The following is a 23,411-nucleotide window of genomic DNA, read 5'->3' on the forward strand; positions in this document are numbered from 1 at the left end:
GCAACCAGCTTTAAACATAGACTTAAAATGAGAGATAAAGCTTACTCTCATTTTTAACAAAACAGAACGGATCTCAAGGATTGCTACGTATCCCTTGAGCTCCGTTCTGAAACTATTTATTCGTGACCTCGAAGGGACAGAGTTCAAACTTTTTGAAGGAAGATATTGACTTAATTATCTCAAAATCAATATAAATCAAAACTCACCCTTATTACTTCGAACCCAAGAGTTTATTAGAATTGTTAATTTTGATTTTATTTTTGTAATCACATTGTCGTACAGTAATTTCTAAAAAAATCAAATATATGGTTGTTGAAATTGATAATGCTCAAGGGATAAAGTGGTTCTCGTTATAAATTGATATTCGTTAAAGCCTGTATTATTTTGCTCTATTTTCCTCAACAATTCTAACCACTCTATTTATCATTATTTCTGACAAATTCCACAGTAATAAATCCTCATCAGTTGTATTATTAAAAAGAATTACTACAGTGTCTATATTGTTATGATATTCTGTAAAGCTCTGATATCCTGGAACCCATCCAGAATGTTCATATTCATAAATTTCAGAATAGATTTTCCGTTCTCGTTCTTTGAATATAGAACCATCGTTTAATGCTCTCAAAAATATACCAACATCTTCCGCAGTAGCCAGCATACCGAATTCTTTCTCTTTTAAATCAGGTTCATAGCCAACGTAGTAACCACTCATCACATCCTCTATATCTACCTCGCTTAACGAGAAGAATGTATTATTCAGTTCGAGTGGTACTAAAATTTGCTCTTTGATATATTGATGATGATTATACCCCACCGTATTGTCAATAAGTAAACCAAGGAGTAAATAATTTGTATTTGAATAGCTATAGTCTTCTCCTGGTTCAAACAGCGCGGGTGTATCCAATACTAATGCTAACGATTCCTCAGCACTATCAGGTGGGTTTTCCCAGTAACCTCCACTGTCTGTAAAATTTGGAATCCCGCTTCGATGTTGTACCATCATTTTTAGAGTTATTCTATCTGCATTTTCAATCCTACCTAGCAATTCAGGGAAATAATCAGCAAGGGTTTTATCTAGTGACAATCTGTTATCATTAACCAACTTAGAAATGGAAACCGCTACATATAACTTGCTAATACTAGCTATTTTAAATAGTGCATTGGGTTTAGCAGGTATTTTATGTTCTCGATTGTGCCAACCACCTGTATAAAATTCTGGTTGTTTCCCTGCCTCATCTACATAAACAATCATACCATCCAAACCGTGACTTATTGCTTGGTCAACTTGTTCTTGAACAGTATCTGGCAATGGTAATATCCAAGCTTTCACTAAAATCCAAGGCACAAACCACAAGGAAATTGCAGTACCTGTGAACAAGGCTATCCTGATTATAATTTTTTTATTTCGTTTTTTAGAATTAAGCATAGATAGTAAAGTTATAATTATTGCTCATTTTTAGGAAGTATTATTCGTAACACAGTTCAGAAAAGTTCAGGGTTTCAAAGTTTATGTTTGGAAATATGATCCTATTATATACAACATAAAAATACTATTTGTTTTCTTGATTAATTTTATGCGTTTTAAGTTTGATTCAGAAAGTACATGTCCAATTTCCCTTTTCCCTTTGCATGGATCTTTCCACGAGAAATACACGAAAATTCATTTTTAATCAGTTCATAGGTGGATGAAGATATATTGATTTTACCTACTTCACCTGCAGATTCCATCCTGCTGGCGGTATTTATCGTGTCTCCAAAAAGGTCGTATGCGAACTTCTTCTTGCCCACAACCCCTGCTACTACAGATCCAGAATGTATACCAACCCTCATTCTCCATTTTATGACATGGCTTTGATTTCTCTCCTCAAGATAGGATAGCATCTTTTGTGCGGCTTTGATGCAGTTAGTAGCATGATTTATCGTTTCTTTTTCAAGGCCACACGCTGCCATATACGCATCACCAATCGTTTCAATTTTTTCTACTTTCGTTTCTTCCATAATTTCATCGAATCGACCAAAAATATCATTGAGTTCATTGACTAAAGTGATTGCTGACATGGACGCCACAAGATTTGTAAATCCTTCAAAATCAGTAAACAGGACAGTGATATTTTTGTGTCTTTTTGGAATTGTTTTACCGCTTTCTTTTAAGTCTCTTATTATGTTTGCGGGTAATATATTGTGCAGAAGATCATCTGATTTTTTCTGTTCAACCATTAAAGATTCCTCAGATTGATCTATTAAAATAGACATACTTGCTATTAGTATGAAGCAAATCAATGCAGTAATACTGATATTAACTATTTGTGATATATAGGGATCTAATCCTCCAAAATGGGATTTTATATTTGATTGAAATATTACTGTAGCAATCAACGTTAGGCAAGCTAGAATACTAAAGACATGGGCTATATTCCTAGCCTTACGAGGAAAAGTCATATATGGCAGAATAATAATTAGGAAACAAACAACTGCAACTCCTGAGGAAAACCCTAGCAAGTAAAGAAATAAGAGAACAGACATATAAGATGCTAGAATAAGCCAAACGGAAGCCAGGACTCGTAACCCTTTCCAATTGAAAATTAACGCCATTAGAAACATTAATCCCAAAAAAGTATTACTTCCGTAAATTATTAATGCGTCTGTCAAGAATAATGCAATTAGCATCCAAGTTACATTATAAACTACACCTAAAAGAGATGCAATATTCGTAACACGTAAATATCTGAGTTCAGTTATAGAAAAATTGTACTCAGCGCCAATATCGACTATTCTTTGAAAGAATCTAGACTTGTTTTTATCATAAATTGACATAAATGCTTTTCAAGTTTTATGAATTGTTAATGTCTTTATTATACGCAAGTAAGTTAACCTTTTTAGCGTTAATTTCTGGATTTTTAGAAGGTCAAAAATTGCAGATTTTCTTTATTCTTTTGTGAAAATGGTAGCATACCTCTCCTTATTGATCTAAACATATGGTGGTTCGTTTTATTTTAAGCTTAGATATGTTCTTTCTTTATTATAAATGTGTTCCGCTTGTTTGATCATCTTCTTAGCTAACGTAAGATTTTTAATGGTTTGCCACAATAAGCACAGGTTTTATGCTTTTATGAGAAGTTGATTTATTTAACCTTAGTGATTTTTTAATACACCCACAGATTCAAAAAGCTCCTCGATGATATGCTGGAGATTGCTTGGTGTAACTGCTCTGAAATACTCTAGTAAGTCTTGAGTTGTCGCATATCTATCAGTCTGCATTTTTAGTTTGCCGTTTTTTGTATTCCAATCTTCAAGAAAATATTTTAATGCTAAATTCACATTCTTTTCTCCTATTGCTTTTTGAAGTTCATACATATTGATCGCTCCTTTAGCATAATAGACATAATCTTGATTTTCTACAAGAGCAAGAGATGGTTCTTCCTTACTTTCTTGTTGTTTTCCTTCTTTATATTTATCCAATTGAAGTGCTAAAAACTGTTGCACTTTTTCTTCGGAATACTGCTCTTTTAAAACCATTATTGCTGCATATTGAGATAAGGTTTCTAAAACCATCAATTGACCTTGCACATTCGCAGCTTCCACTTGCATTCCAAACCATTGGTGAGCTACTTCATGTGCAGTCACATAAAAAGCCATATCTACATCTTTTTCGTCATCTATATCTAACACAAATCCAATAGATTCTGAGAATGGAATAGTTCCAGGAAAAGATTGCGCAAATTGCGCATAACGTGGAAACTCCATAATACGCAGTTGCTGGTATTGATAAGGACTGAAGTTGTTACTATAATAGGCTAAGGATGCTTTCATAGACTTCATCATTCTATCGATGTTATACTCATGTCCTTTTTGATAATAAATTTCAAGGTCAACAGGCTCAGTGATCGCCTCATTACTTGTCATCCATTTGTCTTTTTTAATTTCATAGTCAGCAGAAACTATGGCATAAAAATTAATAATAGGTGTATTTGTTTTATAGTGAAAATAATTACGATTATTATCTGTCCATTTTCTCAATAAATCTCCAGGAACCAAAGCTGTTTGATCTTTGGATGTACCAATAATCATTTCAAAATTAATACCATCAGAATCACCACCAGATCTCGCATTAACTAATTCTTTAGGGTCATCTATGTTAACTTTTTTAGATCTTTTTGATAAGTTATGATCTCTTCGTTTATCTTCATCTTGAAGTTCATATTTTTTATTGTAACCCAATGTTGGAAACTGTTCGTTATTGAAAAATGTACCATTGTAAACAATATTGGTATTAGAACGACCTTGCTCAAAGCCTTTGGTTGTAAAACGTTGCTTAAAATACATTTTTACAGAATCACCAGGTTGTAAAGCTTTCTCTAAGTTAAAAATTGAATAATCAAATTTTTTGTATTGATTATTAGTTGTAAAACCACCTTCAAAAGAGATACTGTCTATAGTAACATTTTCTTCCAAAAGTTTTTGAATATGGATGGCTTTTATGTTTTCAATTGATGTGTTTTTTAACATATAATACCCTTCTACTGTGTAATCTCGTTTAGAAGGATACAGCTCTAATTGTAAGTTAACGTCTATTATTTTGGGCTGTGGTATATATTCAAATTGTTTCAATTCTTTTTCATACGCTACTCTGAATTCAGTAGCTTCAGAATTGCTCCAATATTCATTTAAAATATTCGTATTGTAAAATATAAACCCTCCAATAATGATAAAAGCAAAAAGAATGATGTCAGTAAATTTTATGAGTGGTTTGCTGAACTTATATTTAGCAACTCTTATTCGTTTTATTAAATTTGTTTCATTTCCTCTAACAGCGACTAAAGATCCTATGATTAATAAAAGTATTCCGAAAAGAAACCAATACAATTTAATGAGTAAATAGGGTTGTAAAAAATGCCCATAACCATTCATATCTGAATAAGCACCTAAGGAACTTCCTCCAAAAAAGTGTAAATCATGATCAAATCCCAATACAGCAATGGCTACATTAACAATACTAAATACAATCACCAAAATGATACCTACAAACTTATTATTCACTAAAGATTGTATGAAAAATGCTAAGCAGGTAAAAATGGATAATAGGGGTAGAATTTCTAAAAAGAATCCATTAAAATACACTTGCAATTCATAGTTATAATAGCCACTTAGCGTTTGGAATACTATCCCTGAACTAATTAAAGCAAGTATTAATACGACATAAATTAAGTTTAATCCAATAAACTTTCCAGCTAACCTTACAAAACTTGACATGGGTGTAGCATCATAAATTAAATTCAACTTCGCACCTCTTTCTTTCCACACCAATTCTCCTGAATAAAAAACAAGGATGATGATAAAGAAAAAATAAGATGTTTCCTGAAGTTCCTCAACTATAAAATAGGTTGCAGGATAACTATCAACGCCATATACAGTTCCAAGATTTACAGAATTGATTAAGATGATAATCATTCCGCAAATAACAATTCCCCAAAATGATGGTTGTTTAAAAATACTTATAAAATAAAACCACGAAAACTCTTTTAATTGTGTCCATTTAGATGATAAACCATAGTGTTTTTTAGCTTTAGGGATTTCTATATCAGTATTTTTATTGGCACTTTTAGCTACTAATTTTTGAACATGCTTTCTCTTTGATTTCTTTTCTTTAACCAGATTAAAGTTGAATTTTTTATAACCATACATTAATGCGATTACTCCTAAAAAAAACCAAAATAATTTGTTATATAACAAAGCACTAATAAATGGAAGCTCTTGAGTGCTCTTTTCTAAGACCGTCCAGGATTTTGTAATATAGGTTACTGTTGTTAATGAAAATGGATCAAAAATAGCTTGCCAGAACGCATTGGTAATTGCTTTTGTTAATAAAAATACGACAAACAAGATCACGCCTTGTGTATATACAACTACTAAATTTCTAGTTAAGGCACCAGTTACAAAAAACAACGCTGCTCCAAAAAATAACGTTGGTAACGTTACCATTACAAAGGTCTTTATATAAATAAATGCATTAAAAGCTAATAGCTCATCTGGACTATTCCAGGGCATAAATTCACCCAACATCATACCCAATATAATTCCTGTAAATACAAACAGCAGAACAGTAAATGCGCCTAAAAACCGACCCATTAAATAATCTCTTTTTTTGATAGGTGTAGAAAATAGTAATGACTCTATCTCGTACTCAAAATCTCTAAGTACAGAAACTCCCATAATCATTGAGGCTAAAATCATAAAGAAACCAGTTATAGCTCCCATAGTTTTCGCTATTACTATGGGTGAATTTCTTTTCATTAGCCCCATTTCTGAACCTTGAAAAATAAAATCTACACCAACAATTGAAAACAGAAATATAAATAAGAAGAACACATAGGTGTCTGGTCGTTTAATTCGATATTGGATTTCGAACTTAAAAATTTCATACCACATAATTAAATAGATTTAGTTTTAGTTCCATTGAAAATTTCTGAGAAATACACATCTTCTAGTTCCGCATTAATAGCTGTAAATCCATCTCCAGGATTAGTCTCACTTATTATATGAATAGTTGGTTTACCAAGAAATAATCGTTCACTGATGACCTGATAATTTTCTTTATATAGGTTCAATTCTGATTTCTCGATTGTTTTTTTATAGACTTTATCTTTTAGGCCTTCTAGTATCTGCAACGGCTGCCCTTTTAAGCATACTTGACCTTGATTAATAATGGCCATATTTGTGCAGAGTTCTTTGACATCGTCAACAATATGCGTAGATAAAATAACCACAGTATGTTCTCCGAGCTCGCTTAAAACATTGTAAAAGCGATTGCGTTCTACAGGATCCAATCCTGCTGTTGGTTCATCTACAATAAGTAACTTCGGATTGTTAAGTAAGGCTTGTGCAATGCCAAATCGTTGCTTCATCCCACCAGAAAACCCTTTCAGATTTTGTTGTCGCACGTCATATAAATTGGTTTTATACAAAAGTGCTTTCACTAATTCTTTACGTTCGTTTTTATTGGTGATGCCTTTAAGCACTGCGAAATGATTGAGTAATACTTCTGCCGATATTTTTGGATACAAGCCAAATTGTTGCGGCAAATACCCTAATACCTGTCGCAATTCATTTTTTTGTTGTAAGACATCGATGTCTCCAAGAACAATGGAACCAGAATCGGCTTCTTGCAGTGTTGCAATAGTTCGCATTAACGTAGACTTGCCTGCACCATTTGGGCCTAATAGACCAAACATCCCTTTTGGTATATCAAGTGAAATGTTTTGTAAAGCTTTAATCCCGTTTGAATACGTTTTTGATAGATTGTCAATTCTGAGTTCCATACTGTTCATTTTTTGATTGATTGAGACAAACATATAAGCGTTTTTAGCCTTTAAAAAGTGTTAGTGACACAAACACATGCATTAGTGACAAACACATTTTTTTAAGGTATAAAGACACCTCAAAACACATTTAGGATTGTTTGTCACTGATGAGATACTGTTTGTCAACTTATTTGTCTGAGGTGTTTTATTTAATTAATATTGAATTATGAATTTTAAAATACCAGAAAGAAAAAGGAAAACTATCAAGCGGTTATATAAAATAGCGCTGGTTATTATAGGCTTAGTCATCGTCATTTTTAATGACACTTTTGGAAAACTAGAAGGGTTTGTAGAATTTATTGCATTGTACTTTATCCTTGTGTTTATTACCATTGCACATTGGCTATTTAAACAAATCAAATCACTAATAAGATTGAAGAATGAAAAAGCAAAAACAGAATTAATGCATTTAAAGAGTCAAGTGAATCCACATTTCTTTTTTAATATGCTTAATAACCTTTATGGATTAGTGGATAAGGATTCTAAGAAAGCTCAAGAGCTCATTCTAAAACTTTCTGATATGATGCGCTATAGTATTTATGATGGCGAAAAAGACAGGGTTTTACTGTCTGAAGAAATAGCTTATCTCGAGAATTATATTGAACTTCATAAAATGCGTTATCATAAAGCGATTGATATACAATTCAATATTGAAACAAACGACACTAATTATGAGATTATGCCACTTCTTTTCATTATTCTTTTAGAAAATGCCTTTAAGCATGGTGTGGAAAATTTAAGAGAAAATGCTTATGTTCATATCACATTAACAGCGCATAATAGTGAATTGACCTTTGAAATAGAAAACAATTTTGATGAAACACAAGATAACCCTGAAACAGGAATTGGATTAAAAAACCTAAAACGACGATTAGAATTGGTATATCCAAAAAAGCATACCTTAACAATTTCCAAAACAGATACCATCTATAACGCTACATTGAATATTAAGGGCTTATGATTACATATATCATTATAGACGACGAACATATTGCACACGATATTATAAAAGGCTATTGTGATATGCTACCAAATTTAGAATTCAAAGCAGATTGTTATGATGCTATAGAAGCTATTGACTACTTAAGCAAACATGATATAGATCTCATTTTTTTAGATTTGAATATGCCTAAATTAAAAGGATTTCAATTTTTAAAAACCTTATCATCTCCACCAAAAGTTATTGTAACCACTGCGTATAGTGAATTTGCGATTGAAGGCTACGAATTAAACGTTGTTGATTACTTGTTAAAACCGTTTAGTTTTGAACGCTTTTTGAGTGCTGTGAATAAAGTGACCTCTCTTAACACCAGTACAATAAGAAAAGACAATAAAGAGACTATAAAACCTGAAGGACAACATATTTTTTTAAAGCAAAATAATAGTCATATTCAGGTAGATGTAGATGATATTCTATTTATTGAAGCTTCTGGTAATTATACCAAAGTTGTTACAAGCAATGAAACCATAAGCATTCGAGAAAAAATATCGGATACCATCCAATTGCTTTCTGAGAATGATTTTCTTCAAGTTCATAAGTCATTTGCTGTTGCAAAAAAGCACATCGTTAGTATAGAAGGAAATCGGATTTTTATTGGCGATTATATGGTACCTATTGGTAAGCTCTATAAAGCAAATGTTAATCAATTATTGAAGTAATTTGCTATTGCCATGTCAATATATAATCTAGACTGAAAATAGAGTGAGGATTTTCATGAGTAGGTGAGTACTAGTAAAGAATTATTCAAGAGGTTACTACAAGTATTTTATATCTTATTTCAGATGTTCTATTACCCAATTTTTTATTTCGTTCAATGCTATTGGGGAAAATGTTTGTTCTATTTTTCTATATTCATCCATCTTTCCAGTTTCACACTCTTGAAAGAAGTGGTTTAAGTTTTCTAATTCCACTATTTTATAATTTTTATTCTGGCCTTTGATTAGTGCTTGTCTTATAGCTTCTTGATTAATTTTTGCATTTACTTGCGTGTCTTTACTGCCATTTAATGACAACACTGGAATTTGTAATTTTTCAATTTCATCAGCAGGATTGTATTGTAAAAAATAGCGTGACCAAGGTTGTAAACTTGTTTTAAGTTGGTTTTCTATAAATGCATTGATATTCTTTTCTGGTACGTTTAATGATGTTAAAATGGGTCTTAAAAACTCATTATAATGAGTTGTCAATTCGATTTTAATTTCTGTTTTACTCTTATTAGAGATTACAATTGCAATCGCTTTTCTGGTGTTTTTTTCATAAGCCACCTCATCTTTAACAGGAAATTCTCTCAATGTTTTAGATTGCATTACAGATAGTTCTGTTCCCGAAATTCCGGTAGAAGCTAATAACACCATAAAAGCGACATCTTTAGAGTTGTTAGCCGCTAGAGGTGCGATAATACCACCTTCACTATGACCAATCAAACCTATATTTTTAATATCTACATCGTTTCTAGTTTTTAAGTATGCGATGGCACTCAAAACGTCTTTGGAAAAATCTTCTGTGGTTGCTTTACCAAAATTTCCTGTAGATTCTCCAACTCCACGATCATCAAAACGCAATACGCCAATGCCTTGTCTTGTTAAATAATCTGATAATACTAAAAAAGGTTTGTGTCCCATAAAACTTTCATCTCTGTCTTGTGGACCACTTCCGCTAATTAAAATTACTACTGGAAATTTTCCGTTTTTATTGGGTAAGGTTAAAGTACCTGCTAATGTTATGTTGGCTTCATTATTTTTAAAAATGACTTCTTCTTCATAATAAGGGTAGGGTTTTACAGGTTCCTGCGGCCGTTTCGAATCTTCTATTTTTATAGTTCCTTTTTTTAAGTTTAGGACCATTTCTATGCCACCTTCCTTGTAAATACCTTCAAATTGTTGTGCTTCAGTATTAAAAACTCCTGTATAGTTCATTCCAACATTAGAGCCATCAATAATTAGCTTTCCATTTGTAAAAGTTGTAGCTGATGGTTTGATGCCAGCAATTCTAAACGTTGGAACATCCATAGTAGTTGAATACGTAGCGTTTTCTTGTTTTATATTAAAAACAAAAGTGATTTCTTTATCGCCTCTTTTGGTTGTTCCGTTCCAATGTCCTGAAATATCTTGAGAACGTGCACTAGTAATGGCGAGTAAATTTAAAAGTATGATAATTGTTAATGTTTTCATGTTCGTTAAATTTTGATTGGTGATGTCTAGGCCAAATTTTCGTTAGCCTTGTGGTATTAAAAAATAGTATTACTAATTTAGTAATCGAAGCTATTTGAAGAGAGATTTAGTTAGATTTACATTAGAGCACGTTTCCAGCTTCTTTAGCTTGAGCATCCTTACGGCGACCTATTAATGCGCCAATAAATAGTCCCATACAAATGCCAACGGAAATCCCTAAAGACCTTTCAAAACGCTCACCTATTAGAATTCCAGCTATAACTCCGAATAACATTCCTAAAGTTACACTCAGGTTTGTATAGTATCCTTGAGAAGTCAAAGAAAAGGTGTCCTTTAAATAGGTCTCAAATTTACTCAGTGCGTTTTTAAAGAATTTTTTTCTATTGTCTGGATTTGAGTTTAGTTTTAAGCTATCTAGTTCTGTTTCTATGGATTGAATGTCATCAGTGGTGAATGCTCTATTTTCTAATTTTTTAAGAATCTCAATAAATTGCGTATAAACCTTGATTTCAGATTTATTAGAGGATTCAGTTTTTAAACTTTCAAAAAAGTTAATTGCATTTAATAGTGTCATAATTTTTACTGTTTTCTTGGTTAGTGGCCCAAATCAAAAAATATTACACCTAAAATTTATTTATTTTAAAAAACCACAACAAAACACCTTATTATCAAACGCTTAACTTCTTAAGCTTTCTATATCTGTCATCAATTCTTCTAGTTTTTTGAATATTCTTCCATAAACGATGTTTAAATCCCATTTATAAATTCGACCTCCAACAAGGAATAGCAAAACCAAGATGACTGCCACGATAACAATTCCGATGAGTGGGATTCCAAATATTAAATAGGTATCTGGAAAACCAACAAGTATTTCATCTACAAGCCGTTCACCCAAAGGCATGCCTTCGGCATCTTTAAACCAAAAGCCTAAAACCAATGACATAAATATAATTGGGTACAAAAATCTTGACATTTTTTTATTGATTGCGACCTGCTTTTGTATCCACTCATTAAATGACTTTAAATATTGATAACTACTTGCACCTTTGTCAATTTTTTCTAATCCATTTAATAACATCTTATTAATAAACACAAGAACTGAAAGAGTAATAAAAAATATAACACCTGTTATTGGTATGCCAACAAAAAATGAGACAATTAAAAAGATAAATGAGAATGCTATAATTGCAATCAAATTTATTTTAAACATTCTTTTAAATTTATCAATAATATGAATTGATTTTTGGTTGTAAAGATTGTTTATTTTTGGGACTACTAGTGCGTCGCTCTTGAGAAAACCTTCTTTCCAAATGTTTTCAATTGATTTTTCCATCTAATAATTTTTTTAATCTAGTTTTAATTCTTTTAACACGTACACCAATATTATTTGGGTTCGTTCCTATAATTTCAGCAATTTCCTTTTGCGATTTTTCTTCCAAATAAAGCATGATAACGGCTCTATCTATTTCCGATAGTTTTCTTATGGCATCATATAATAAATTTAGAGATTCGTCTGAAAACGCGTAGTTGTTTTCGGTTTCTTCAGCAGTTATAGAATCAGACACAAAATGCTGAACATTGTTTTTCTTTTTCTTAAGTAAGGTTAAACAGACGTTTAATGAAATACGATATACCCAAGTACTCCATTGCGATTCTTCACGGAAATTGTCTTTACTTCTCCAAATTTGTAAACACACTTCTTGGTAATAATCTTCAAAATCTTCTTGCGAGTTAGTATACGCTCGACATAATTTGATAATTATTCCTGCAAATGGTAAAATGGATGATTTATAAAAATCGCTACTCAATAGTGTTGTTTTTATTGTTTAGTGTCTTAAATTAAGAATTATTACAGGTTAATGTCAAAATTGATTTTATTTTATTAATCGATTTACATTAAGCTTATACATTTTCCCTATTGGAATTTTGTGATTCCTTAGATGTATTCTATTACCTTCAATTAATTCTATTTTATCTATTGAGATAATAAAAGATTTGTGAATCCTTATAAATTGTGTCTCTGGTAAATTATGTGTAAAGGATGTTAGCGTTTGATGAGAAACAATCACTTTATCAACCATATTAATTTTTACATAGTTTCCATAGGCTTCTAAAAACAGAATGTCCTTTAACTTTATCTGGTAGTATTTTTTATCTTCCTTTATAAAAATCTTAGTGTCTTCTATGGTTTCCGTATTTTGTATTGGGCTGGCTTTAATTGATAATGCATCGGAAACTTTACTAACAGATTTTACAAAACGACTGAAATTAAATGGTTTTAATAAATAATCGTCAATATTCAATTCATAACCTTCTAAGGCAAATTCCTTGTAGGCTGTAGTAATGATAATTTTTGGCGGATTAGAAAGTGTTTTTAAAAACTCTAAACCAGAAAGCTTTGGCATATTTATATCTAAAAAAATTAGATCAATAGAATGCTTATTTAAATAGTCTAGGGCTTCAAAAGCATTATAACAACTTTTTTGGAATGATAGATAAGACAAATTACTCGCATAATCTTTAATATTATCATGAGAGGCAGTTTCGTCGTCTACAATTATATATTTTATCATTTCTTATATATATCTAATGTTGTTGAATAGGTGTTTTCTTCAATTTTATTATACAATTGATGTGTGTTTGGATATAATAAATTTAAGCGATCTTTTAAATTTTTGAGCCCAATACCTTTGTCTTCTGATGATTCTTCAGCATCATAATTGTTTTTAACTGTGAAACTTATTTTATTTTCATCTTCAATAAGTTGTAAATGAACAAATGCATTATCTGTTGCTTTTTCAATGCCATGTTTAAAAGCATTTTCTAGCAAAATAATGAATAACAAAGGTGCCACTTTTGTTTCTGGATTTTTAATTGATTTTTCAAAATTCACATCAATGTCTTTATGGTATCTGGCAGTTTGTAAATCAATAAAATTTATTAAATAATCTATTTCATCTTTTAACTGCACGTTTTCCTTTCCGCTATCGTAAATAGTGAATCGCATTAAATCTGATAATTTTAGGACATAGTCTTGAGCTGCATCAGCATCCTTTTTTATTAAGGCATACAAATTGTTAAGTGTGTTAAAGAAAAAATGAGGATTTATTTGATTTTTTAATAGCATCAATTCGGCTTCTAATTTATCCTTTTTAAGTTTTTGAATACTTTTTCGGTATTCGTAGGTCCAATAGAAAATTAAATAAGCAACTGCAATTGCTAAAAGAATTCTTACGCTATTCTTTAGAAAGCCTCCATCTAAATCTGTAGTAGCATCAATAGCAAATATTAAAAGCGGAATACTTATTCCTAAAAAGAGATATTTTAATCGAAGGTTAGAAGTCCCAAATTTTATTTTTTCAGTTTGAAAGAGATAATTCAAAAGGGTGTAAAAGACTACTAAACCCAATGAACTTGAAAGCACTGCGAATATTTCGCTTTGAGCGTTTCTTAAGATTAGCATCAAAATAATAATGATTACAGATAGAACTGCTGCTGCTTTATAAAGTTTTTTATGTGTCATGATTTTAATTTATTTATGATTTTGACACAAATCTATATTGCATATTCAAGGTTACAGCTTTTATTTTATAAACGTCTCTTTTCATATTGTAAACGTATCAAATTTAATGATAAAGGTACTTTAAATATCATAATGAGTTGATTGCCATTTGATACGCTAGCTTCATCAAAATAGTTCTAATTAACGAATATTCAGCTCTAGGTTTACATCGAATTTAAAACTAAATACATATGAAAACTTTAATTACAATTATTACAATCGCATTATCAACCTTATTTGTAAATGCTCAAACGAGTTCTGAGAAAGAACTATTAAAAACTTTAAATGAAACTACACCAAAGGCATTGCAAGACAATAAAGTACCTGGATTGGCATTGGCTATTATTAAAAATGGCGACGTTATTATTAAAAAAGAATATGGGTTTTCTGATGTATCAGAAAACGAGATTGTAAATAGTAAAACAGGCTTTAATATTGGTTCTATATCAAAAATGTTTACAGCTTGGGGAATTATGAAATTGGTAGAAGACCAAAAACTTAATTTAGATGCTCCAGCTTCAAAATATCTTTTGAATTGGAAATTACCATCTAGTGAATTTGATTCAGATAAAGTAACTATCAGGAATCTATTGCAACATACTGCAGGTTTGTCTGTTCATGGTTACAACGGTTATGAAACTAAAGATGAATTAACTTCAATTGATGCATCGTTATCCGGAACTACTAATCTAGATGAGAAAGTAGAACTCGTTATGGAACCAGAAAGCAAATGGAAATATTCAGGTGGTGGTTATTCTATATTGCAATTAGTTATTGAAGACGTTAGTGGGAAATCTTTTGCGGATTACATGAAAGAACATATTTTTAAGCCTTTAAAAATGAAACAAACAAGTTTTAATATTAGTAAAAAGGTTTTAAAAAATTCTGCAAAGGCCTATGATGAAGAAGGAAATGAAATCCCATTACGCCTTTTTAATACGCAAGCAGCAGCAGGTTTTCATACAACAATAGATGATCTTATTCTTTTTGCAAAAGCATCATTTTCAAAAAATCCTGTTTTGTCAGAAGAAAGCATTGCTCTTTTGATAAAACCTACCGAACTATCCAAAGGGAATTACGGAATGGGTTATATGATTATGAATCGTTTTGGGGATTTTACATTATCTGGTCATGGTGGTTCTAATGAAGGATGGCAATCTGGTTTTATGCTCGATTTTGAATCAAAATCAGGTATTATTATCCTTACCAACGGCTCTAATGGAAAAAACGTTTTATTTGGAAACCTGCAAGATTGGGCAAAATGGCATGGAAGTAATTAATTTAATGTCTTAATTTTTGTAACGGTAAAATCTCGTTCACGGTCAACATTTTTTATGGCTATAATAATACTTTCTGGAATTAAATTGTTTCGGTTTCTATTGGAACTCATAAAATGTACTATTCCAGATGCTGTTTTAAAATGAGTATATCCATCCAATAATATGATAATTGGATATTTTTTCGCCACTTCAGTTGAATCATTATATGAATCAGGAATACTTATTAAACAAGTTCTTTCTTCATTTAAAATACTAGATTTAATAATGAACTGACTTCCAATTATAATATCCGTTTTATTCTGTCCGAACGTCGTTTGTGCTCCAAAAAGAAGAATACATAAAATCACAAATGTAAAAGTTCTCATAGTTTGCTTTATATGTTTGGTAACAAATATTTTCGACAACGTACCACCTGTGGCTTTCATTTCTCCAATTTCATAAGTGGCATTATCACACTTCGGACATTTGTATTTCATAGTTTTATATTTTTTGAGTTGATACTATATGGCTGTAAAATATTAACGCTATTATTCATTGCCTTTTATTTTAAAAACTTAAATCGAGGTCTATATATCACCTCTTTTTCATTGTTTATTCTAAGTGTGTTGATCAATATTAAAATTAAATTGGCGACATACAAAAAGCCAATAACTATAAAAAATGTACTTAACGTTATTTGGTCTGTGAGTCCAATTTTTGATATGATGAAAAATACTAGAGGGATAAAAAATAACAGTATGGTCCACGTGATTTCGAAATTGATTAAATCTTTACCCAACTTATTACTATTTTTTATCTTACCTTTTTTTGATGTCCAAAGTATAAATGGAATTAAAACCCCTAGCAATGGAAAGACCAGAAATAACAGTGCAGAGAGATTGAGATACGTTAAATACTTTTTATCTTCTTTTACGGACCAATCTATCAACTCATCTGGACTTACATTTAAGGCATTGGCTAATCGCTTCAATGACTCACCTGTAGGGTTTGATTCCCCTTTTTCGATGCGTTGAATAGTTCGTAAACTTAAACCAGATTCTTCTGCTAGAAATTCTTGTGACATCCCTTTCTGGTTTCTCAATTCTTTTACTCTTAAAGCTAAATAGTTATTATCCATTTTCTAAAGGTTTGTTTTTAGTTAAAGTTTTTCTGTACCTCATTATTGTTATGGTTACTATTCCTAATAAAAATCCAGGAACCAATTGAACTAACGACCCATAAATCACATGATTTAATAGCGCTTGCCCAAAATTATCATAATATAATCCATAATGAGTGCCAATTTCCCATTTTGTATCTACCCACCAAAGTATAGCAACTGGAATCCTTGAAATAGGTGAGTAAATAAGTAAGCTTAATAAAAGAATCTTGTAAGCTTGTTTTTGATTACCTAATTTAATACCTAGATATATAGCAATCCCTAAGGTAAGCCAAAGTAGCCCGATAATAAAAATAGCATTTTCAGGCAATCCCAATAATTCTAAACCATATCTAACTGGAGTTAAAATTAATGCAATTATGATGGGTGCTTTAGCATAATAAATGGCTTGCTGTAAAGATGTTTTTTCCTTGTTTTTCATCCTAATTCTTTTTTGCGATAATTTTACGACCAGATTGATTCATCGTTAAGCTAATAACATTATTCGCTTCATTTTTATTAAACGTGATTTCTGCATCTACAATTTTTACAAAAAAATGATTTTGAGTTTCAGCAAATAATTCAACCTTTTTAGTTTGACCTGGAGCTAATAAGTATAATTGATTTGTGTTATCCAATCCTATAGTAAGGTTTACATTTGGTTTAACCTCATAAGTACCTGTATAGTCACTTAATAGTTCAGAAGGTACATTAATTGATTTTCTCTCAGGTTGATTATGCTTAGCCTCTGTTATTTTATCATCTGGTATACTTACAAATAATTCAGCAACTTGTTTCGCCACGTTATTTACATTCTTACAATTACAGTTGGTTAATGCAGTTATATACAGTTTCTCTTTAGGTAAAAACAGCGCAATACTGGTAAACCCCTTCGTACTTCCTGTGTGGGCAATTACAGGAGAATTCCCCAATTTCGAAAATCGAAAACCATATCCATAAGGTACTCTTTTCCCACTGTTTAATGAGGTTGGTGTCATAGCTTGTTTTATACTAGAAGCTTTTAAAAGTGTGTTTGAAAGTAATGCATTTTGCCATTTTAAAAGATCCTCTGTGGTAGATAAAATAGCTCCCGCGGAATATGCTAAAGACAAATTCATATCATCTGATTTTACAAAATCATTTTGTTCAATGATATAACCCGTAGTAGGGTTTGGAATACCTTGTTTCGTATCTCCACAGGATGAATTCTTCATTCCTATTTTATCAAAAATATGTTGTTCTATAAAATCACTGTAAGGTTGTCCAGAAACGATTTCAATAATTCGCCCTAGTATAATATAGCCGGCATTGCTGTATTTAAAACGCTCTCCTGGTTTAAACTCCAAAGGTTCATCTTTAAAATATGCAATAAGTTCTGTAGGTGACATATTAGTTTTAGAAATAAAACCCTTGTCACCAACAGGTGTTCTGTTTTTTATTCCCGAAGTATGATTCAATAGATTGTGAATGGTAATATCTTTTCCAATCTCGACATATTCAGGAATGTATTTTCCAATATTATCCTCAATATTCAGTTTGCCTTGCTCTGCTAGCATTAAAATTGAAACTGCGGTAAATTGTTTTGTAATTGAACCAATCTGAAATACACTACTCTTTTGTAAAGGTGTATTTAATTCTAAATTAGCTTTTCCAAAAGATTTACTATAAATAGATGCTCCTTCTTTTGCTACCAGAATTGAAATACCAGGCTCGTTTTGATTGTAACTTATAGCAACTATGGAATCTATTTTTGATTCATAGCTCTGACTAACGCTAAAATATGTAATGAAAAGAAAAGTGAGTGTTGTAAAAAAATTATTCATTGATTTGTATTTAATGTTCATGGGACAAAATTAAATACAAACCTTACTGGCACTTGCGCCAAGCTTATGACATCTTTATGACATCTGCGCTTATTCCTTTAAATAAAGGCACATTTAAACTTTATTTTACTTAAGAGATGAGATTCTAACAGTTATTGAAATCAGTTCCAAATTGGCAAAGAAATACTGCTGTTTCCTGTAAAAAATATCTCTAATGGAATTTCAGCATCTTTAATACTTTCTTTATTAACATCCTTTCCAGTACCATAATTAATTTGAGCATTATTGTTTTTATTGACATTAACCACCACTACAATGCGACTCCCTTTTTCTAATTTTTTACTGATTAGTTTCGAATTGTCGAAAGACACTTTCGTCTTTTGATTCGGTATCAATAAATTTCTTTGTTCTCTATCTTTAGCATAGCTCGCTCTACCAATATAATAGCTTAAATGAAAATAGTTCCCTTCTGGAGTCAATTCATATACGATTACAGAATAATCAACATCTTTTTTATTTATTGAAAATTCAAGATTCCCTAAAAAAGAGCCATTTATAATTACATCTTCCTTTAGCGCTTCAGATTTAAAAATTAAACCATCTTTTAAATTGATTTGGTCACGTTCCAAAGGCCAAGGATAATACTCCGTGTTAGTCATACTCTTTCGATCCTTAAAATCAACAGACATTTGAATCTCTAAATTATTTGCTTTTGATTTTAAGGCATAAAAATCGTTGGTTTTATCAGCACTTAAATGAAATGTTAAAGTATCATTGGTCATGGCGCTTAAACTTGGTTTGTGCATCCAGGTATTCGTACCCATGACTTGGAAGTTGACTTTATCTTTTAAAATACTCGGTTTTGCTTTTCCGTTCAAAATGTAATCAAACCATTGGTAAATTAGTTCTTCTTCGATGTTTATCAAAGCAGCTTTATCTAATTTGTAATTTCTTAGACTTTCTTCTGGTTTCGTTTGTGCAGCCCAATGATCATAAGGCCCAACTAACAAATAATGATTTGGATTTTTTGCATATTTATGATGTTCATTGTAATAATATATAGCTCCTCTTTGTGAGTCATCATAATACCCTGTAATGGTTAAAATAGGAATGTCAATTTTAGCAAATTCTTGTTGGTATGGTATCATTTTTTTCCAGAAGTCGTCATAACTAGGATGTTGCATATACCTATTCCATAATGTATTTACCCGACCATCTAAACTATCTAATTTGTTAAACGCTACTCCTGTTTTGTACCAGGTGTTTTTTAAAGAATTCCAACGCTTAAAATCATTTGAAGCTTCAAAATCTAAAAACTTGTTATTGGTTACATAAAAATTCCAGGAATACGAATAATTGTGTAGGACATTATTTTCCATTGGGTAATCAATACCTGGTGCAATTGCAACCATAGGAACAATGGTTTTTAATGCAGGATGCACGTTGTGTTTCATAGAAGCCCATTGTGTAAAACCATTATAACTACCTCCAAACATGGCTACTTTTTGATTGGACCAGGCTTGTTTACTAATCCAATCAATGACTTCATACACATCAGTATGTTCATATTCAAGTGGTTTTATGTCGCTATTACTCAATCTCTTTCCTCTTGTATTGGCAATCACGCCTATATAGCCTTTAGATGCTGATAACATCGCCGTAGCTTCATTGGTTCCTGCGTAAACAGAAGCCACTAATATGGCAGATTTTTTAGCTGTTGAATTTCCTTTACGCTCTACTAATACAATTGAAACTTCGGCACCATCTTTCATAGGAATGACGATACTGTCATTTACGACATATCTGCGTTTATGATCTTGTTTTATTTCTTCAAAATAAATAGCTCTAGTTGATGAAAATACAGTGCTTAAAAAATATTTTTTTACTAAATCCGTAGCTGTTGCCTGTGTTATTTTTTCTGATTTAATAGTACTATACGTATTATTAAAATTACTAACGTAATAATCAGTTGGGTCTCTAACTATCAAGGCTTTATCTAAATTAAGAACTTGTATGTCATCAGAATTCTTTACGTATTTGTTGTAAGATTTTTTAAACGCGTCTTTGAAGTTCGTAGAAAGCTTTGCCTCTACATAATGCATGTATATATCTAAATACTGACTTTGATCTCTTGGTGTTTCTGCTATTCTTTTTTTTATTGAAGTTAAGGCGTCTTCATATTCACCTCTTATTAACTGGAACTTAAATAAATCTAATTCTGATAAATTTTGAGTATCACAGATTGAGGCTAATTGCTGCATTTGATTTTCAAGTGCTACTGAATCTGATAGTTTCACCTTTTTAAATGGCAATTCTTGTGCAAAAGAAGTAACGCTAATTGCGAATAAAAATAATATCAGGACTAATTTTTTCATTGTTTTACGTTTGATAGAAAACTAGACTATTTCTTATTTGGATTTAAGTATTTGATTAACTCTTCATTATATAAAAAGCCATCTTGAGTTTGCGTCATTTTAATAAAGTTTTTTAGTTCTGGTGCATACAACCAAACTTCATCCGTTCGTGCGTTGTATCCTCTAGAATTGGAAACTGTTCCCTTGTATTCTATGGTATACGCCATAAAGGTTCCAGCGTCTACAGTTTCTTCTTTATATGATAATACTTTTGCATCTTGACTTTGTGTTCCTGTGGTACCATCCTGACTTGTCCATTTTTTTTCATATCGCCACGTTTTACCAACCTCTAAAGGCCATTTGTATCTTGGTGTTTCGCTTTCTTCTGGCTTTACAATGTCCGAAACTGGAATCGTATCTTTTGCAATGACCATACCTAAGCCGTCAGCTATATGTACTATTTCTCTTGTATCTTTGCCTTCTGAACGCACTTCGCCTTCAGTGGTTACGCCTTTATACTTCCAAGTCCATTGTTCTCCCACTTTATAATCGGCTAAGGTTGGTTGTTCTGCTACTGAAACAGTGTTTTCATTACAAGATATCAACACTGAAATTAGCACTAGATATACGATTCTTTCTATATTAAATACTACTTTTAAATACTTCATAATAAGGATTTTAAATTAATTATAGTACAAAGTAAAGGCGTCTGTTTCTTTCAAAAAAGGAAAAGTACATGAGCGTAATAAAAAGTCAATGAACGTTAGAAAACTTAGCGATTTTCTCTTTATAAACTATTCCAGTTTTTAAACTTAACGGACTGCCTGCTAGACACTTCTACTTTTTCACCAGTGGTTAATATAATTTGTAATTTATTATTGAAGTTGGGGTGAATCTCTTTGATGTAATGTATGTTAATCATTTGACTTCGATTCACACGGAAAAAGACTTTAGGGTCTAATTTTTCTGCTAATAAATTTAAAGAACGCTTTATCATTGCTTTATCCGAACCAAAATAAAGACGTGCGTAATTTTCTAAAGATTCAATAAAATAAATATCTGTGAGTGGAATAAAATGACATTTTTCACCATCTTTTATAAATATCTTTTGATGCATCGGTAAGGTGGTAGGTTCTAATTTTACCCTATTAGAAAGTTCTTCCTTTACCTTTTCAATAGTTTTAGAAAAACGTTCATCTCTTAAAGGCTTTACTAAATAGTCTAAAGCATTCATCTCAAACGCTTTTACAGCATATTGATCATAGGCCGTTGTAAAAACGACGTCAGGTACATTTGTTAGTTCTTCCAGTAAATCAAACCCAGATTTCCCAGGCATATGGATATCTAAAAACAATAGGTCTGGTTGTAAGTCTTCAATTAAAGTTATGGCTTCATCTACATGACTAGCTTCAGCTATAATTTCAAACTCTTTATGTTTTTCTAGTGCACGTTTTACTTCTTCTCTCGCTAAACGTTCATCATCAATGATTATGGTTTTAAATCTTTTCATCGTTTATATGCATTGGAATTATTAGTTCTGCGCAGACATGGTTATTTTCAGTCGCTGTTAAACTAAAACCAGCCTTACCTTTATATTGAATTTCTAAGCGTTTTTTTAAATTTTCGAGACCTAATCCAACATTTTTATGTTGATTAATTATTCCAGGATTTTCAACTGTAATATGAATATGGCTATCCTTCTTTTTAATTTTTAAGTAAATAATACCACCATCTACTATTAAATCAATGCCATGTTTAATGGCGTTTTCTATTAATAACTGAATACTTAATGTAGGAATCTTATAATTAATAAGGCTTTCATCAATATTCGTTTTGAGTTGCAGTCGTTCTTCAAAACGCAGCTTTTCTAATTCAATGTAATCATAAACTAAAGCCAATTCATTTTTAATGGGTGTTAAACCGTTGTCTTTTTCATATAAGGATGATCTCAGCAAATCTGATAATAAATCAATAGCTCTTCTTGCAACGTTTGGGTTTTCGATGACTAAGGATTTAATAGAATTTAAAGAGTTGAATAAGAAATGCGGATTCAATTGCGCTGATAAATTATCTAACTGGGCTTGTTTTGCGATTAAGGAAAGTTGAGCATTCTCTCTTGCTGTAACCACTTCCTTTTGATAGTAATGATACAAGTGATACGCCAATATCCAAATAGACATCAGTCGCAGTCCTGTAAGTAAAATTGGATCCCAATACATAATGGCTTTAAAGAAATTTTTATCCTCGCCTGCAAGAAAAGTCCAATACGCATACCATTTTAAGTTGTTTATTAACACGTATAGAAGCGCTAACAAAAGGATACTTGGAATAACACGAATAAGTAACTTTTTAATTGGCAATTGACTCCAGTTAGCTTTTAATGCATATATTCTATACACATGTGTTAAGAAAATTCCAATTGCCACATCTAAAACATAATTTGAAAATGTATAGAAAATTCCATAATTATCTCTGGTATATACTGTGTATGCCCAATAAGTTGACACCAAGCACCAGCCCATCAATTGGCAAAGCCAATACAAACGGGTTTTTGATATTTTCTTGGTATAACTTGAACTCATATGAATAACAAAACAACGTATTTTCTTTAAAAATAGAAAAAAGAAATACATGAGCGCGAATAAAAAGCGATAAGCGTTTGTTATTTATTTTAGGAATTTAGGCTATGGCATATTTAAGGTTTGGATTAATTGCTAAAAAAAAT

The 23,411-nt window shown here is 31.3% G+C and carries 21 protein-coding genes and 1 pseudogene; 3 read left to right on the plus strand and 19 right to left on the minus strand.

The features are described from left to right. Nucleotides 1–379: 379 nt before the first annotated feature. From ABD730_RS11320 to ABD730_RS11335, 4 genes are all read right to left on the minus strand, one after another. Complete coding sequence (locus ABD730_RS11320; RefSeq protein ID WP_115816073.1) at nt 380–1,426, minus strand: serine hydrolase domain-containing protein; 1,047 nt, start codon at nt 1,424–1,426, stop codon at nt 380–382. Between the two features lie 155 nt (nt 1,427–1,581). Further along, on the minus strand, nt 1,582–2,814 hold the full coding sequence (locus ABD730_RS11325; protein WP_044633807.1) for an adenylate/guanylate cyclase domain-containing protein: 1,233 nt from the start codon (nt 2,812–2,814) through the stop codon (nt 1,582–1,584). Nucleotides 2,815–3,132: 318 nt separating this feature from the next. Next, nucleotides 3,133–6,426 carry an ABC transporter permease/M1 family aminopeptidase gene (locus ABD730_RS11330; protein WP_044633808.1) on the minus strand — a complete coding sequence of 1,098 codons (3,294 nt, stop codon included), beginning with the start codon at nt 6,424–6,426 and terminating at the stop codon, nt 3,133–3,135. A gap of 2 nt (nt 6,427–6,428) precedes the next feature. Beyond that, complete coding sequence (locus tag ABD730_RS11335; protein ID WP_044633823.1) at nt 6,429–7,316, minus strand: ABC transporter ATP-binding protein; 888 nt, start codon at nt 7,314–7,316, stop codon at nt 6,429–6,431. Between the two features lie 208 nt (nt 7,317–7,524). Here ABD730_RS11335 and ABD730_RS11340 point away from each other — a divergent pair, with 208 nt between their 5' ends. Together ABD730_RS11340 and ABD730_RS11345 are read left to right on the plus strand one after the other, a co-directional pair. Beyond that, nucleotides 7,525–8,319, plus strand: coding sequence for a sensor histidine kinase (locus ABD730_RS11340; RefSeq protein WP_044633809.1), 795 nt, complete (start codon nt 7,525–7,527; stop codon nt 8,317–8,319). Continuing rightward, the gene (locus ABD730_RS11345) at nt 8,316–9,017 is read left to right on the plus strand and encodes a LytR/AlgR family response regulator transcription factor (protein WP_044633810.1); all 702 of its coding nucleotides are present in this window, start codon (nt 8,316–8,318) and stop codon (nt 9,015–9,017) included. The genes ABD730_RS11340 and ABD730_RS11345 overlap by 4 nt, the downstream gene beginning before the upstream one ends. A 114-nt stretch (nt 9,018–9,131) precedes the next feature. On the opposite strand, the gene ABD730_RS11350 is transcribed toward ABD730_RS11345, so the two are convergent. The 6 genes from ABD730_RS11350 to ABD730_RS11375 all read right to left on the minus strand — a co-directional run bounded on the left by ABD730_RS11350 (nt 9,132) and on the right by ABD730_RS11375 (nt 14,052). Continuing rightward, complete coding sequence (locus ABD730_RS11350) at nt 9,132–10,529, minus strand: alpha/beta hydrolase family protein (protein WP_044633811.1); 1,398 nt, start codon at nt 10,527–10,529, stop codon at nt 9,132–9,134. A gap of 121 nt (nt 10,530–10,650) precedes the next feature. Further along, a complete protein-coding gene (locus tag ABD730_RS11355; protein WP_044633812.1) occupies nt 10,651–11,103 on the minus strand; it encodes a hypothetical protein in 453 nt (150 codons plus the stop codon). Nucleotides 11,104–11,205: 102 nt separating this feature from the next. Continuing rightward, complete coding sequence (locus ABD730_RS11360) at nt 11,206–11,862, minus strand: hypothetical protein (RefSeq protein ID WP_044633813.1); 657 nt, start codon at nt 11,860–11,862, stop codon at nt 11,206–11,208. Beyond that, nucleotides 11,846–12,337, minus strand: coding sequence for an RNA polymerase sigma factor (locus tag ABD730_RS11365; protein ID WP_044633814.1), 492 nt, complete (start codon nt 12,335–12,337; stop codon nt 11,846–11,848). The genes ABD730_RS11360 and ABD730_RS11365 overlap by 17 nt, the downstream gene beginning before the upstream one ends. A 66-nt stretch (nt 12,338–12,403) precedes the next feature. After that, on the minus strand, nt 12,404–13,102 hold the full coding sequence (locus ABD730_RS11370) for a LytR/AlgR family response regulator transcription factor (protein ID WP_044633815.1): 699 nt from the start codon (nt 13,100–13,102) through the stop codon (nt 12,404–12,406). Beyond that, complete coding sequence (locus ABD730_RS11375) at nt 13,099–14,052, minus strand: sensor histidine kinase (protein ID WP_052823525.1); 954 nt, start codon at nt 14,050–14,052, stop codon at nt 13,099–13,101. Before ABD730_RS11375 ends, ABD730_RS11370 begins: the two co-directional genes overlap by 4 nt. A gap of 230 nt (nt 14,053–14,282) precedes the next feature. Here ABD730_RS11375 and ABD730_RS11380 point away from each other — a divergent pair, with 230 nt between their 5' ends. Further along, nucleotides 14,283–15,371: a serine hydrolase domain-containing protein gene (locus ABD730_RS11380; protein ID WP_052823526.1), complete on the plus strand. Its 1,089-nt coding sequence runs from the start codon at nt 14,283–14,285 to the stop codon at nt 15,369–15,371. On the opposite strand, the gene ABD730_RS11385 is transcribed toward ABD730_RS11380, so the two are convergent. The 9 genes and pseudogenes from ABD730_RS11385 to ABD730_RS11425 all read right to left on the minus strand — a co-directional run bounded on the left by ABD730_RS11385 (nt 15,368) and on the right by ABD730_RS11425 (nt 23,268). Further along, complete coding sequence (locus tag ABD730_RS11385) at nt 15,368–15,736, minus strand: alpha/beta hydrolase-fold protein (RefSeq protein WP_215925657.1); 369 nt, start codon at nt 15,734–15,736, stop codon at nt 15,368–15,370. The two genes, ABD730_RS11380 and ABD730_RS11385, sit on opposite strands and share 4 nt — an antisense overlap. Before the next feature lie 21 nt (nt 15,737–15,757). Further along, nucleotides 15,758–15,847 (minus strand): annotated as a pseudogene (locus ABD730_RS11390) (zinc ribbon domain-containing protein); the annotation flags it as partial. 65 nt (nt 15,848–15,912) lie between these two features. After that, nucleotides 15,913–16,488, minus strand: coding sequence for a helix-turn-helix domain-containing protein (locus tag ABD730_RS11395; RefSeq protein ID WP_044634108.1), 576 nt, complete (start codon nt 16,486–16,488; stop codon nt 15,913–15,915). Beyond that, entirely contained in the window at nt 16,481–16,951 is a 471-nt protein-coding gene (locus ABD730_RS11400; RefSeq protein WP_044634109.1) for a hypothetical protein, read from the minus strand. Before ABD730_RS11400 ends, ABD730_RS11395 begins: the two co-directional genes overlap by 8 nt. Nucleotide 16,952: 1 nt before the next feature. Then, nucleotides 16,953–18,332, minus strand: coding sequence for a serine hydrolase (locus ABD730_RS11405; protein WP_344714698.1), 1,380 nt, complete (start codon nt 18,330–18,332; stop codon nt 16,953–16,955). Nucleotides 18,333–18,493: 161 nt separating this feature from the next. Next, nucleotides 18,494–20,707 carry a CocE/NonD family hydrolase gene (locus tag ABD730_RS11410; RefSeq protein ID WP_344714700.1) on the minus strand — a complete coding sequence of 738 codons (2,214 nt, stop codon included), beginning with the start codon at nt 20,705–20,707 and terminating at the stop codon, nt 18,494–18,496. Between the two features lie 26 nt (nt 20,708–20,733). Continuing rightward, nucleotides 20,734–21,354, minus strand: coding sequence for a hypothetical protein (locus tag ABD730_RS11415; RefSeq protein WP_344714702.1), 621 nt, complete (start codon nt 21,352–21,354; stop codon nt 20,734–20,736). 119 nt (nt 21,355–21,473) lie between these two features. Next, nucleotides 21,474–22,196 (minus strand): LytR/AlgR family response regulator transcription factor, encoded by a 723-nt coding sequence (locus ABD730_RS11420; RefSeq protein ID WP_344714704.1) that lies wholly within the window; start codon nt 22,194–22,196, stop codon nt 21,474–21,476. Continuing rightward, entirely contained in the window at nt 22,183–23,268 is a 1,086-nt protein-coding gene (locus ABD730_RS11425; protein ID WP_344714706.1) for a sensor histidine kinase, read from the minus strand. Before ABD730_RS11425 ends, ABD730_RS11420 begins: the two co-directional genes overlap by 14 nt. Between the last annotated feature and the right edge of the window lie 143 nt (nt 23,269–23,411).

Origin of the sequence: Winogradskyella damuponensis (assembly GCF_039538385.1) — a bacterium.
Taxonomy (GTDB): domain Bacteria; phylum Bacteroidota; class Bacteroidia; order Flavobacteriales; family Flavobacteriaceae; genus Winogradskyella; species Winogradskyella damuponensis.

Coding starts and splice junctions, on each gene's coding strand:
- ABD730_RS11385 (WP_215925657.1), bottom strand. CDS start 15,736: ATGAGAACTTTTACATTTGTGATTTTATGTATTCTTCTTTTTGGAGCA.
- ABD730_RS11410 (WP_344714700.1), bottom strand. CDS start 20,707: ATGAAAAAATTAGTCCTGATATTATTTTTATTCGCAATTAGCGTTACT.
- ABD730_RS11405 (WP_344714698.1), bottom strand. CDS start 18,332: ATGAATAATTTTTTTACAACACTCACTTTTCTTTTCATTACATATTTT.
- ABD730_RS11350 (WP_044633811.1), bottom strand. CDS start 10,529: ATGAAAACATTAACAATTATCATACTTTTAAATTTACTCGCCATTACT.
- ABD730_RS11325 (WP_044633807.1), bottom strand. CDS start 2,814: ATGTCAATTTATGATAAAAACAAGTCTAGATTCTTTCAAAGAATAGTC.
- ABD730_RS11425 (WP_344714706.1), bottom strand. CDS start 23,268: ATGAGTTCAAGTTATACCAAGAAAATATCAAAAACCCGTTTGTATTGG.
- ABD730_RS11395 (WP_044634108.1), bottom strand. CDS start 16,488: ATGGATAATAACTATTTAGCTTTAAGAGTAAAAGAATTGAGAAACCAG.
- ABD730_RS11345 (WP_044633810.1), top strand. CDS start 8,316: ATGATTACATATATCATTATAGACGACGAACATATTGCACACGATATT.
- ABD730_RS11415 (WP_344714702.1), bottom strand. CDS start 21,354: ATGAAGTATTTAAAAGTAGTATTTAATATAGAAAGAATCGTATATCTA.
- ABD730_RS11380 (WP_052823526.1), top strand. CDS start 14,283: ATGAAAACTTTAATTACAATTATTACAATCGCATTATCAACCTTATTT.
- ABD730_RS11370 (WP_044633815.1), bottom strand. CDS start 13,102: ATGATAAAATATATAATTGTAGACGACGAAACTGCCTCTCATGATAAT.
- ABD730_RS11400 (WP_044634109.1), bottom strand. CDS start 16,951: ATGAAAAACAAGGAAAAAACATCTTTACAGCAAGCCATTTATTATGCT.
- ABD730_RS11420 (WP_344714704.1), bottom strand. CDS start 22,196: ATGAAAAGATTTAAAACCATAATCATTGATGATGAACGTTTAGCGAGA.
- ABD730_RS11375 (WP_052823525.1), bottom strand. CDS start 14,052: ATGACACATAAAAAACTTTATAAAGCAGCAGCAGTTCTATCTGTAATC.
- ABD730_RS11360 (WP_044633813.1), bottom strand. CDS start 11,862: ATGGAAAAATCAATTGAAAACATTTGGAAAGAAGGTTTTCTCAAGAGC.
- ABD730_RS11340 (WP_044633809.1), top strand. CDS start 7,525: ATGAATTTTAAAATACCAGAAAGAAAAAGGAAAACTATCAAGCGGTTA.
- ABD730_RS11355 (WP_044633812.1), bottom strand. CDS start 11,103: ATGACACTATTAAATGCAATTAACTTTTTTGAAAGTTTAAAAACTGAA.
- ABD730_RS11330 (WP_044633808.1), bottom strand. CDS start 6,426: ATGTGGTATGAAATTTTTAAGTTCGAAATCCAATATCGAATTAAACGA.
- ABD730_RS11335 (WP_044633823.1), bottom strand. CDS start 7,316: ATGGAACTCAGAATTGACAATCTATCAAAAACGTATTCAAACGGGATT.
- ABD730_RS11320 (WP_115816073.1), bottom strand. CDS start 1,426: ATGCTTAATTCTAAAAAACGAAATAAAAAAATTATAATCAGGATAGCC.